The sequence below is a fragment of the Nonomuraea sp. B1E8 genome (assembly GCF_039871515.1).
GTDB lineage: Bacteria > Actinomycetota > Actinomycetes > Streptosporangiales > Streptosporangiaceae > Nonomuraea.
In genome coordinates this window covers 382,420-394,372 of sequence record NZ_JBDPLS010000002.1, presented here as the reverse complement: position 1 = coordinate 394,372, position 11,953 = coordinate 382,420, and the positions used below count along the sequence as shown (strand labels likewise).

9 protein-coding genes are annotated in these 11,953 nt (G+C 72.8%); 4 read left to right on the top strand and 5 right to left on the bottom strand.

Annotation, left to right across the window (positions count from 1 at the left end):
* Window positions 1-59 precede the first annotated feature (59 nt).
* The 4 genes from ABGA98_RS10785 to ABGA98_RS10770 are packed head-to-tail and all read right to left on the bottom strand — an operon-like array spanning window position 60 to window position 6,534.
* Window positions 60-1,460: a sugar porter family MFS transporter gene (locus ABGA98_RS10785; RefSeq protein WP_347618061.1), complete on the bottom strand. Its 1,401-nt coding sequence runs from the start codon at window positions 1,458-1,460 to the stop codon at window positions 60-62.
* A 54-nt stretch (window positions 1,461-1,514) separates the two neighbouring features.
* Window positions 1,515-3,989 (bottom strand): polynucleotide kinase-phosphatase, encoded by a 2,475-nt coding sequence (locus tag ABGA98_RS10780; RefSeq protein WP_347618060.1) that lies wholly within the window; start codon window positions 3,987-3,989, stop codon window positions 1,515-1,517.
* Complete coding sequence (locus ABGA98_RS10775; RefSeq protein ID WP_347618059.1) at window positions 3,973-5,574, bottom strand: 3' terminal RNA ribose 2'-O-methyltransferase Hen1; 1,602 nt, start codon at window positions 5,572-5,574, stop codon at window positions 3,973-3,975. The genes ABGA98_RS10780 and ABGA98_RS10775 overlap by 17 nt, the downstream gene beginning before the upstream one ends.
* A 42-nt stretch (window positions 5,575-5,616) precedes the next feature.
* Window positions 5,617-6,534: an LLM class F420-dependent oxidoreductase gene (locus tag ABGA98_RS10770; protein WP_347618058.1), complete on the bottom strand. Its 918-nt coding sequence runs from the start codon at window positions 6,532-6,534 to the stop codon at window positions 5,617-5,619.
* Window positions 6,535-6,653: 119 nt separating this feature from the next.
* Here ABGA98_RS10770 and ABGA98_RS10765 point away from each other — a divergent pair, with 119 nt between their 5' ends.
* Genes ABGA98_RS10765 through ABGA98_RS10750 form a run of 4 tightly spaced genes read left to right on the top strand, consistent with a single transcriptional unit; the run spans window position 6,654 to window position 10,547 of the window.
* Window positions 6,654-7,643 (top strand): hypothetical protein, encoded by a 990-nt coding sequence (locus ABGA98_RS10765; protein ID WP_347618057.1) that lies wholly within the window; start codon window positions 6,654-6,656, stop codon window positions 7,641-7,643.
* A gap of 51 nt (window positions 7,644-7,694) precedes the next feature.
* Window positions 7,695-8,810 carry a histidine kinase gene (locus ABGA98_RS10760; protein WP_347618056.1) on the top strand — a complete coding sequence of 372 codons (1,116 nt, stop codon included), beginning with the start codon at window positions 7,695-7,697 and terminating at the stop codon, window positions 8,808-8,810.
* Window positions 8,807-9,913, top strand: a complete 1,107-nt coding sequence (locus ABGA98_RS10755) for a histidine kinase (RefSeq protein ID WP_347618055.1) — start codon at window positions 8,807-8,809, stop codon at window positions 9,911-9,913. Before ABGA98_RS10760 ends, ABGA98_RS10755 begins: the two co-directional genes overlap by 4 nt.
* Before the next feature lie 34 nt (window positions 9,914-9,947).
* Entirely contained in the window at window positions 9,948-10,547 is a 600-nt protein-coding gene (locus ABGA98_RS10750; protein WP_347618053.1) for a response regulator transcription factor, read from the top strand.
* Window positions 10,548-10,668: 121 nt separating this feature from the next.
* Here ABGA98_RS10750 and ABGA98_RS10745 read toward each other — a convergent pair whose 3' ends face one another.
* Window positions 10,669-11,919, bottom strand: a complete 1,251-nt coding sequence (locus tag ABGA98_RS10745) for a class I SAM-dependent RNA methyltransferase (protein ID WP_347618052.1) — start codon at window positions 11,917-11,919, stop codon at window positions 10,669-10,671.
* Window positions 11,920-11,953: the final 34 nt, after the last annotated feature.

Genomic DNA, 11,953 nt, shown 5'->3' with positions numbered 1-11,953 from the left:
CCTCCGGGACGCACGGGCGACGGTGGCCTGGGGCGCGTGCCCCGGCCACCCCGGCCGTCTCAGCCCATCTCCTCAAGCTTGCGCCCCTTGGTCTCCCTGACCCACTTGGCGACGAACAGGAAGGAAAGGACGGCGAAGGCCGAGTACGCGGCGTACGTGAGCGACAGGTTCCACTCCGACAGCGCCGGGAACGACACCGTGATCAGCCAGTTGGCGATCCACTGCGCCCCCGCGGCGACGCCCAGGGCGGCGGCGCGGATGCGGTTGGGGAACATCTCGCCAAGCAGCACCCAGACCACCACGCCCCAGGACAGCGCGAAGAACAACACGAACACGTTCGCCGCCACGAGCGCGATCGCCCCCTGCGGGTTGGGCAGGGACACCGTCCCCTCCACCAGCCGCGCCGCGCTGAACGCCCACGCCGCGGTGGCCAGCGAGATCGCCATCCCGGCCGACCCGATCATGAGCAGCGGCCGCCGGCCGATCTTGTCGACCAGCGAGATGGCGATGAACGTGCCGATGATGTTGATGATCGAGCTGGAGAAGCTGATCAGCAGCGAGTCGGCCTGGTTGATGCCGACCGACTGCCACAACACGGACGAGTAGTAGAAGATCACGTTGATGCCGACGAGTTGCTGGAAGGCCGACAGGACGATGCCGATCCAGACGATCGGCAGCAGCCCGAGCGCGGGGCCGCGCAGGTCCTTCAGCCCCGGCACCTTCTCGGTGCGCAGCACGTGCTGGATCTCCGCCACCCGTGCGTCGAGGTCGATGTCCTCGCCCTCGACCTCGGCCAGCACCTCGCGCGCCTTCCTGCTCCGCCCCGACATGATCAGGTAACGCGGGGACTCCGGGATGATCGAGGCGAACAGCAGGTAGAGCAGGGCGGGCACGACGCACGCCCCGAGCATCCACTGCCAGGCCTGCAGCGGCCCCAGGTGGTTGTTGACGTTGCCGCCGGCGATGCTGGCGATCACGTAGTTGACCAGCTGCGAGACCGCGATGCCGAGCACGATGGCCAGCTGCTGGAAGGAGCCCAGCCGCCCCCGGTAGGCGGGCGGCGCCACCTCGGCGATGTAGGCGGGGCCGAGCACCGACGCCATGCCGATGGCGAAACCCGCGACCACCCGCCAGAACCCCAGATCCCAGACGGCGAACGGCAACATCTGCCCGATCGAGCTGACCGCGAACAGCGCCGCCGCCACCTGCATGGACCGGGTGCGCCCCAGCCGGTCGGCCATCCGGCCGCCCATCCATGCTCCCAAGGCGGACCCGAGCAGCGCGATCGCCACCACGAACCCGATCACCACCGGCCCCACGCGGAAGTGGTTCTGGATCCCGACGACCGCGCCGTTGATGACGGAGCTGTCGTAGCCGAACAGGAACCCGCCGACAGCCGCCGCCGCCGTGATGAACACGACGTGACTCAAGTGCTCTTGATGGGTGTGCTGAGTAGCCATGCAGGTCCTTCCCCCAGGCGGGGGAACTACCCGCGGATCACCCACGTATGCCCGTCACAGGCGGGGGTCGACCGGCTCCGACTCGAGGGCCAGCACCGCGAAGACCGGCTCGTGGACACGCCATCCCGGCTCGCCGTCGGCCAGCCGCGACAGCGCCTCCAGCCCCAGCGCGTACTCGCGCAGCGCCAGCGAGCGCTTCTTGCCGAGGAAGCGCCTGCGCAGCACGTCGAGCGACTCGGTGTAGTCGGGGCCGTAGATGATCCGCAGGTATTCGCGCCCCCGCACCTTGACCCCCGGCTGCACGCGGCCCGGCGCGTAGGCGGCCGGCTTGACCACCATGCCCTCGCCGCCCGCCGCCGTCATCGACTCCCACCAGGCGGTGGCCGCGGCCCTGGACTCGGGCGAGCCGAGCGTCACGAAGACGTGCTCGGTCCTGGCGATCAGCGGGGACTCGAGCAGCCCCAGCGTGGACAGGTGCCAGGCGTGCGGCTCCAGCGCCGTGGCCCTTCCCTCGCAGGCCAGGATCTGGAACGGCGCCACCCGGATCCCCTCCAGCCCGTCGACGGGCCAGCAGTACCGCGCGTACGCGTCGCGGAACAGGGCGGCGTTGCCGGAGCGGCGCCGGGTGCGGCCGAGCAGATCGCCGACCTCCAGCCCGCGACCGGCCGCCGCCTCCAGGGCCGCGATCGCCTCGGGCAGCGCGGCGCGGGCGGCCGCCCCGACGGAGGCGTACTGCGACCTGATCAGCTCGCCCGCCTTCGCCGACCAGGGCAGCAGCTCGCAGTCGAGCACCACCCAGTCCGAGCCCAGCTCCGCCCAGAGCGGCTCGCAGGCCTCGCGCAGCCGTGCCACCAGAGGCGCGGTGTCGGCGAAGAACGGCCGCCCGGTGCGCGTGAACACCGCGCCCGCGCTGCCGTCGCTCACGCCGAACCGGGCGGCGGCCACCTCCGGCGTCCTGGCCAGCACGGCGACGGCCCGCGAGCCCATGTGCTTCTCCTCGCACACGACCTCGCTCACCCCGGCGGCGGCGAACTCCTCGAACGCCTCGTGCGGGTGCTCCAGGTAGCCGTCGAGCGTGGAGGTCTCCGGCGGCGCCATGGTGGGCGGCAGATAGACCAGCCAGCGCGGATCGACCGCGAACCGGCTCATGACCTCCAGCGCGGCGGCCGCGTTCTCCTCCATGATCTTGACCCGGGCGCCGAACCTGGTCTCGACGTGCCGGGTGCCGATCACGTCGTTGATGTCGAGCATGCCGGGATCGCGCGCCTGGGCGGCGCCGAGCGGCTTCGTCGGCTCGTACCACACCTTCTCCGCGGGAACCTGGACGATCTCGCGCTCCGGGTAGCGCAGCGCGGTCAGGTGGCCGCCGAACACGCAGCCCGTGTCGAGGCAGATCGTGTTGTTCACCCACTCGGGGGCGACCGTGGGCGTGTGGCCGTAGACGACCGTGGCCCGGCCCCGGTATTCGTCGGCCCACGGGTAGCGGACCGGCAGGCCGTACTCGTCGGTCTCGCCGGTCGTGTCGCCGTACAGGGCGAACGCGCGCACCCGGCCCGAGGCGCGGCCGTGGTAGGCCTCCTTCAGCCCCGCGTGCGCGACGACGAGCCGGCCGCCGTCGAGGCGGTAGTGGCTGAGCAGGCCGTCCATGAACGTCCTGGCCCGCTCGGCGAACCCCGGCGGCTGCGCGGCGAGCTGGTCGAGCGACTCCTGCAGGCCGTGCGCGACCTTGACCTTGCGTCCGTTGAGCGCGCGCACCAGCTTCTGCTCGTGGTTGCCCATCACGCAGATCGCCGTGCCGGCCTCGACCATGTCCATGACCAGGCGCAGCACGCCCGGCGTGTCGGGCCCGCGGTCCACCAGGTCGCCGACGAACACCGCGGTACGGCCCTCCGGGTGCGTGAGACCCTGCGGGCCGGGCTGCCAGCCGAGCTTCCCGAGCAGGGTCTCCAGCTCCGAACGGCAGCCGTGGACGTCGCCGATGATGTCGAACGGCCCGGTCAGCTCCGTCTTGTCCGACCACGCCTTCTCGTAGCCGACCGTGGCGGCGTCGATCTCGTCGAGGCCCCGCAGCACGTGGACCTTCCTGAAGCCGTCGCGCGAGATCTTGCCGAGCGAGCGGCGCAGGTCCTTGCGCTGCCTGATCACCACGCCGGGGCCGAAGTCGCGGTCGGGGCGGGCGGCGTTGCGCTCGATCGCCACCTCCTCCGGCACGTCGAGCACGATGGCGTCGGCCAGCACGTCGTGTTTCCTGGCCAGCTCGATGAGGCTCTTGCGGGCGGCGTACTGGACGTTGGTGGCGTCGACGACGGTGAGCAGCCCCCTGGACAGGCGCACGCCGACGATGTGGTGCAGCAGGTCGAACGCCGCCGGCGTGGCCGACTGGTCGTTCTCGTCGTCGGAGACCAGGCCCCGGCAGAAGTCGGAGGAGATGACCTGCGTGGGCCCGAAGTGCCGGGCCGCGAACGTGGACTTGCCGCTGCCGGAGACGCCGACGAGCACCACGAGGGAGAGCTCAGGAACGCTGATCACGGGTGAACACTCCCATCTGGGTGGGCGGGCCGACCTCGGGGTCGTCGTCGCCGACCGGTTCGAACGCCACCTGGTAGCCGTACCGCCCGGCCACCCGGGTGGCCCAGGCGGCGAACTCGGCGCGGGTCCACTCGAAACGGTGGTCGGGGTGGCGCAGCCCGGTCAGGAACTCGTAGCGGACGTTGTGCTCGATGTTGGGCGTGGTGACGAGCACGTGACCGGGTCTGGCGTGGGCGAACACGACGCGTTCGAGCGCGGCCAGCCGGGGCGGGTCGACGTGCTCGATCACCTCCATGAGGACGGCGGCGTCGTAGCCGGACAGCCGCTTGTCCGTGTAGGTGAGCGCGCCCTGGAACAGGGTGAGCCGGGCCCGCTTGTTGTCCGGCATGCGGTCGAGGCGCAGCTTGCGGGCGGCGATGGTGAGGGCCATCGACGAGACGTCCATGCCGCCGACCCTGGCGAACCGGGGCCTGGCCAGCAGCGCGCCGACCAGCTCGCCCTGGCCGCACCCGAGGTCGATCACGCTGGCCGCGCCGAGCTGTTCCAGCTTGGCGAGCACGGCCTCGCGCCGCCGCACGCTGAGCGACCTGCCCTTGGGCGCGCCACCGCCCGCACCCTCGCGCGCCCCGGCGTCCTCGGCTGCGGCCTCCTGCGCCTCGCCGTTCTGTGCCGGATCGAGGCCGGTTGGTGGTTCGGCGGTTTCGCCGGTCGTGGCGCCGGCCCCGGTGGTCTCCGCCTCCGTGGACTCCGCCTCCGTGGACTCCGCCTCCGTGGTCTCCGCCTCCGTGGCGGCCTCGCCGGCGGGCGCGTCCTCCTCGACCGCGGGCTCCAGTTGCTCCTCGGTCTCGTCGCCCAGCTCCGCCAGGCGCGCCAGCGCGGTACGGGCCAGCTTCGAGCGCCGCCCCAGGTAGCGCCGGGTGATCAGGCCGCGCTCCGGGTGGCCGTGCAACCATCCCTCCCCCGCCCTGATGAGCTTGTCGACCTCGTCGGGCGCGATCCAGTAGTGCTTGCCGTCGTCGAGCACCGGCAGCAGCACGTACAGGTGGTTGAGGGCGTCGGCCAGGCGGGCGGACCCGCTCAGGGTGAGCCGGACGTAGCGCGACTCCCCCCACTCCGGGAAGCCGTCGTCGAGCACGATCGGCTGCGCGGCCACCTCCCAGCCGAGCGGCTCGAACAGCCGCCGCGCCAGGTCGGGCCCGCCCCGGCAGGGCAGCGCGGGCAGCCGCAGCTCCAGTGGCAGCGGCGTGGCCGGCAGCTCGGGCCTGGCCCCGCACCGGCCGGCCCGCGCGGTGCGGAACACGTCGGCCAGCGCCACGGCCAGCAGTGAGGAGGCGGCGTAGGGGCGGTCGTTGACGTACTGCGACAGGCTGAAGTCGGGCGAGCCCTTGCCGCGCGACCTGGCCAGCGCGATCGGGTCGACCTCGAGCATGAGCGCCGCCGTGCAGCGCTCATCGCCGGCCTCGGGGTAGAACACCGTGGCCGTGCCGAACGACCGGCCGAACTCCTGCACGCGCTCGGGATGCTTGTGCAGGAGGAAGCCGAGATCGGTGGCGGGCCTCGCGGTGGTCGTGATCGTCAACAGCACCCGCACAAGTGTGCCGTAACCACGCGAAGCGCCGCCAATCGATTACGCCACGTGCGGAAGCACCTCGGCGGCGATCAGCTCCAGGTGTTCCAGGTCGGCCAGGTCGAGGATCTGCAGGTAGACGTGCTCCGCGCCGAGGTCGGCGAGCTTGGCGAGCTTCTCGGCCACCTCGGCGGGGGTGCCGGCCAGGCCGCGCTCGCTCAGGGTGTCCGGGTTCTCGCCGACGGCCGCCGCGCGCCGCTCGACCTCCGCCTGGTCGGCTCCCACGACCGTGGTGTGCGCCGTCGACAGCAGCACGGTGCGCCCGGTGCTCTCGCACGCCGCGCGCACCCGGTCGAAGGCCTCCTTGATCTCCGGCAGGGTGCGGAACGGCACGTTGTACTCGTCCGCGTACGTCGCCGCCAGCCGCGGCGTGCGCTTGGCGCCGAACCCGCCGATGATGACCGGCGGCCTGGGCCGCTGGACGGGCTTGGGCAGGGCGGGCGAGTCGGCGAGCCGGTAGTAGCTGCCCTCGAAGGAGTAGCCCTTCTCCGCCGTCCACAGGCCCGTGATGATCTCGAGCTGCTCCTCGAAGCGCGCGAAACGCTCGCCCGTCGGCGGGAAGGGGATGCCGTACGCGGCGTGCTCGCCGTCGTACCAGCCGGTGCCGAAGCCCAGCTCGGCCCGGCCCCCGCTCATCTGGTCGACCTGGGCCACGCTGATCGCCAGCGGCCCCGGCAGCCGGAACGTGGCCGGGCTCACCAGCGTGCCCAGCCGGATCCTTGAGGTCTCCCTGGCCAGGCCGGCAAGCGTGATCCAGGCGTCGGTCGAGCCGGGGCCCGGGTCGCCGGCGCCGATGCGCTGGTAGTGGTCAGACCGGAAAAAAGCGTCGAAACCCAGGCGTTCGGCAGCCTGTGCGACGGAGAGCAGGTCGTCATATGTCGCGCCCTGCTGGGGCTCGGTGAAGATCCGCAGCTTCATGCCCACATTATCCGCACACAACGGACGCGAACCTGCAAAGGGCCGCGCCGTGCCGCCCGCGGTTGGTAGCGTGCACCCGCCAGCGCTGTACGTAGCCGACCGACCACACGGGGTGGCCTATGCCGCGGCACACCAGGGAGCCCGGCCTGCTCCCACGTCCTCTGGCGATCCTGGGCGCGCTCGCGCTCGTCGCGGGCACCGGCACAGCGATCCGCCTGCTCCCGGCGGACGGCCGGGAGCAGGCGACCGCGCCCCCACCGGTCGCGCGGCCGTCGCCTTCGCTCTCGCCCGTGGTCTCCGAGGGACCTCCGCCGACGACGTACGTGACGTTCGTCGACTCCGCCCGCGAGCCCGAGTTCGACCTCCCCGCGCGGTACCGCCGCACCGGCGTCCGCCGGTACGCGCTCGGCCACCTCGTCGCGGGCGGCGACGGCTGCGTGCCGGCCTGGACGGGCTCCCCCGCTCCCGGCAAGCCGATCGGCCGGCTCAGGGCGCTGGGCGGCGACGCCGTGCTCGTGTTCGGCGGGAAGGGCGGGCGCGAGCTGGCCGCGACCTGCACCCGGCCCGGCGGGCTCGCCACCGCCTACCGCAGGATCGTCGAAGCCTACGGCGCCACCGCCATCGACTTCGAGGTGCGCGACAGCGCCGACAGGGCCGCCGTGCTGCGCAGGGCGCGCGCCATCAACGCCCTGCAGCAGGAGCGCGACCTGCGCGTGAGCTTCACCCTGCCGCTGAGGTCCGGCGGGCTGAGCCCTGCCGACGCGGCGATGTTGCGGACCACGCGGCGGGCGGGCGCGGACATCGGGACCGTCAACCTGCTGGCCGCTCTCGGGCCGCGTACGGCGCACCGCAGCCGGCTGGGCAGGGTGGCGACGGCCGTGCGGGCGGCCCGCGCCCAGGTCGCGCGGGCGCAGGGCCTGGACGATCCCGGCGAGGCGTGGGAGCGCATCGCGCTGACCCCGGTGCTGGCCGGGGGCTCCGATCTGGGCGCGTCGGACGCGCGCACGCTGGCCGCGTACGCCACCCGCCACCGGCTGGCCTGGCTGTCGCTGCGTGGAGCGGAGCCACCGCAGGGCGTCTCGCGGATTCTCTGGCGGGCGCTGTCCTGAAGATAGGATTCCGGGCAGCGGTGAGGTTTCTGTCAGCATGGGGAGGGCGTGATGGCGGCACGTCCCGACACGGCCAGAAAGCTCCTCATCTACTGGATGGACGCCGCGACGGCCTTCATGGCCCTGATGTTCGCCGGGTTCACCGTCGCGGAGATGGCGGCCGGCACGATCTCCGTCCCTCGCACGGTGGCCGTCCTCGTGTGCCTGCTCGGCTTCTTCGGGCTCTACCCCCTCCTCCTCAGGCAGGCCTTCGACCACCGGCCGAGGCCCACGCCGAAACTCGCGATCGCGGCGGTCTGCGCGGCGGGCGTGCTGCTGCTCATGCCGCACAGCGGCAGTATCGCCGGCCTGCGCTGGGAGAGCGTCACTCTGTGGTTGTCGGCCGCCGCCCTCTACCTGTCGCTGCGGGCGACGGCCTGCCTGGCCGCGGTCGCGGTCGCCCTGTCCACCGCATTCGTCGTCCACGTGAGCGGCCAGACGTGGCCGAGCGTCCTGCTCAGCGAGTCGGCCGCGGCCGCCGTCATGATCGGAGCCATGCTGCTGTGGCGCTGGCTCTGGTGGATGATCAGGGACGCGCACAAGAGCCGGGAGGCGAAGGCCAGCCTGGCCGTCGCGGAGGAGCGCCTGCGCTTCGCCCGTGACCTGCACGACCTGCTCGGCCACAGCCTCGCGGTGATCACGCTGAAGAGCGAGCTGGCCGCCAAGCTGGCCACCAAGGACACCGTGAGGGCGGCCGCCGAGATGGCCGCCGTACGCGAGCTGGCCGGCGAGTCGCTGGCCGAGGTGCAGCAGGCCGTGCACGGCTACCAGATGCTCGACCTGGACGAGGAGCTCGACGGCGTACGCGTCGCGCTGGAGGCCACGGGCGCCCGCTGCGTGATCGAGGCCAGGGCCGACGGGCTGCCGCCGGAGTCGCGGACGCTGCTGGCGTGGGCGGTGCGCGAGGGCGGCACCAACGTGCTCAAGCACAGCAGGGCCACCCATTGCGCCATCACCATCGACGGGGGCGTGCTCGAAATGGTCAACGACGGCGTGAACGGGCAGCCGGGCACGCCCGGCAACGGCCTGCGCGGGCTGTCGGAGCGGCTGGTCGCGGCGGGCGGCTCGTTCTCCGCGGCGCCGACCAGGTCGGGCGAGTTCCTGCTGCGCGCGGCGGTGCCGCCGTGAAGGTGATCTCCCGCGTACGGAACGCGACGAAGTTCGACAAGGCCCGCTGGCTGATCGTCTGGTCCGCGGACCTTCTCCTGCTGCTGTCCGGCATCGGATTCTTCGACCTGTACGTCCGCTGGCAGCTGGGCCTGCCCTGGCCGGTGGTCGCGGCCGCCGCGGTGTTGCTGCTGGTCTTCACCGTGCTGAGCACGCGGCCGTTCAGGATCGCCGTCAGGGGCGGGAAACGGCCCACGGCGATCATCGCGGTCACCGGGGTGATCGTCCTCCTCCTGTCTGTCCTCCCGCTCATCTGGGTGATCCCGGCGTGGCTGGGGCTGATCACGACGTTCGCCCGCAGAACTACCGTCATCGCCCTGTCGGTCGCGTCGATCGTGGTCATCAACCTGTACGTGACGCTGGTCAACGCCTTCTCTCCCGAGCTGGTGCTCGTACAGACGGTGATGACCGCCATCTCCGTCGGCGCGATGTGGGCCAACCTGCGGCTCTGGCACCTGACCAGGGAGGCGCACGAAGGGCAGGAGGCGCTGTCCAGGCTGGCGGTGTCGGAGGAGCGGCTGCGCTTCGCCCGCGACCTCAACGACCTGCTCGGGCAGAGCCTCACCGACATCGCGGCCAGGACCGCCCGCGCCGAGCAGACCCTGCGCTCCGGGCAGGAGGCGGCCGCGGCCGAGATGTTCGAGGTGCGCGACCTGGCCAGGCAGTCGCTGCGCGAGGTGCGCAACGTCGTCCAGAACTACCGGGCGATCGATCTCGACGAGGTCCTCGCCAGCGTCCGGGCGGTGCTGGAGGCGGCGAACGTGCGCTGCACCGTGCGCGCGGAGGCCGCCTCGCTGTCGCCCGAGGCGCGCACGCTGCTGGCCACGGTCGTGCGCGAGGGCGCGACGAACGTGCTCAAGCACAGCAAGGCCGAACGCTGCACGATCACGATCCAGGACGGAGTGCTGGAGATGTCCAACGACGGGGTGAACGGGCCGGTGGGCGAGCACGCGCCGAACGGCCTGGCGGGGCTGGCCCAGCGCGTGCGCGCGGCGGGCGGCATCCTGGAGGCCGAGCCGACCCGCGAGGGCCACTACCTCCTGCGCGCGGCGGTGCCCGCATGACCGCGCACGTGCCGCGCACGAGGAGCACACCCGCATGACCACACGCGTGCTGCTCGCCGACGACGAGCACCTCGTCAGGGGCGCCATCGCGGCCCTGCTCGACCTGGAGGACGGCATCGAGGTCGTGGCCCAGGTGGGCCGGGGCGACGAGGTCGTGCCCGCGGTGGCCGAGCACCGCCCCGACGTGGCCGTCCTCGACATCGAGATGCCCGGCATGGACGGCCTGAGCGCCGCCGAGCGGATCAGCTCCCAGTGCAAGATCGTCATCCTGACCAGCCTGGGTCGTCCCGGCTACCTGCGCCGGGCCATGGCGGCGGGCGTGAGCGGCTTCCTCGGCAAGGACGCCTCCGCGGAGGAGCTGGCGATGGCCATCCGCAAGGTCCAGGCGGGCGGGCGCTACCTCGACGCCGAGCTGGCCGCCGCGGCGATGGCCGCCGGCGACAGCCCGCTGACCGAGCGCGAACGCGACGCGCTCCGCCTGGCCGGCGACGGGGCCACGATCTCCAGGATCGCCGGAGAGCTGCACCTGACCGAGGGCACCGTACGCAACTATCTGTCCAGCGCCATGACCAAGCTCAACGCGCAGAACCGCCTGGAGGCCATCCGCACGGCGCAGCGCATGGGCTGGCTCTGAGGTCCGCCCGCCACGGCACCACCCGCCCGCGCACGACCACCCGGTCTACGCAGGGCCGCCCGGTCTACGCAGGGCCGCCCGGTCTGCGCAGGGCCGCCCGGTCTGCGCAGGGCCGCCCGGTCTACGCCCGGACGAGCAGCGCGACGCACTCCACGTGATGGGTCATCGGGAACGCGTCGAACGCCCGCAGCTCCGACAGGGTGTAGCCGCGCTCCGCCAGCCAGGCCAGGTCGCGGGCGAGGGTGGCCGGGTCGCACGACACGTACACGATCCGCAGGGCGTCCAGCGACGCGATGCGCGTCACCACCTCGCGCCCCAGCCCCGCCCTCGGCGGGTCGACCACGACGAGGTCGGCCCGCTCGATCTGGTGCCGGTCGAGGGCGTCCTCGACGCGCCCCCGCTCCACCCGCGCCTGCGGCAGGTCGCGGAGGTTGGCGCGGGCGTCACGGACCGCGGACTCCTCCGACTCCACTCCGAACACCGCGCCCTCGGGCCCCACGGCCTCCGCCAGGCCGGCCGCGAACAGGCCGACGCCGCAGTAGAGGTCGAGCGCCCACTCCCCCGGTTCGGGGGCGGCGTAGGCCAGCACCGCGTCCAGCAGCGTCTCGGCGGCTCCGGGGTGCACCTGCCAGAAGCCGCTGCCCGCCACCCGGAACCGGCGATCGCCCACCTGCTCGTGCAGCACGCCTGAGCCGCGCCGCGGCACCGTGCGGCCCTTGCCCTGGTCGAGCAGGACGGAGGCGGGCGCTTCGAGGTCGGGCACCGTGACGCTGCGCCGGGGCCTGGGCGTGACGACCACGGCCCGGTCGCCGCCGGACGAGGCGATGACCTCGATGCTCGACGCGCCAGGCCAGGTGTGCTCCTCGGCGGCGACCGCCTCGACCTCGGGATGGGCGATCAGGCAGGCGTCGACGACCTCGATCTCGTGGGAGCGGTGGCGGCGGAAGCCCAGCTCGCCGGAGGGCAGCGCGGCGAACTGCACCCGCGTGCGCCAGCCGAGGCCGTCCTTGGCCCCCGGCACCTCCTCGACCACGACCTCGCGCTCAATGCCCGCCAGCCGCTGCAGCTGCTCGGTCACGACCTGCGCCTTGAGCCGCCGCTGCGCCTCCAGCGTGGCGTGCTGCCAGTCGCAACCGCCGCAGCGCCCCGGGCCGGCGTAGGGGCAGGGCGGGACGACACGATCGGGCGACGGCTCCAGGATCTCCACGGCGTCGGCCCGCAGGAAGCGGGTGGTCTCCTCGGTGACGTCGGCGATCACCCGCTCGCCGGGCAGGGCATGGCGGACGAAGACCACGCGCCCTTCGTGGCGTGCCACGCACCAGCCGCCATGGGCGACCGGACCTACCGTCAACTCGAGAGATGCCTGTTCCACACCGACACCCTATGTGCGCGGGCGCGGCGGGCGG

Bases quoted from the DNA above. Each gene is read 5' to 3' on its own strand.
- ABGA98_RS10770 (WP_347618058.1), bottom strand. From the start codon at position 6,534: ATGAAGCTGCGGATCTTCACCGAGCCCCAGCAGGGCGCGACATATGAC.
- ABGA98_RS10760 (WP_347618056.1), top strand. From the start codon at position 7,695: ATGGCGGCACGTCCCGACACGGCCAGAAAGCTCCTCATCTACTGGATG.
- ABGA98_RS10750 (WP_347618053.1), top strand. From the start codon at position 9,948: ATGACCACACGCGTGCTGCTCGCCGACGACGAGCACCTCGTCAGGGGC.
- ABGA98_RS10765 (WP_347618057.1), top strand. From the start codon at position 6,654: ATGCCGCGGCACACCAGGGAGCCCGGCCTGCTCCCACGTCCTCTGGCG.
- ABGA98_RS10785 (WP_347618061.1), bottom strand. From the start codon at position 1,460: ATGGCTACTCAGCACACCCATCAAGAGCACTTGAGTCACGTCGTGTTC.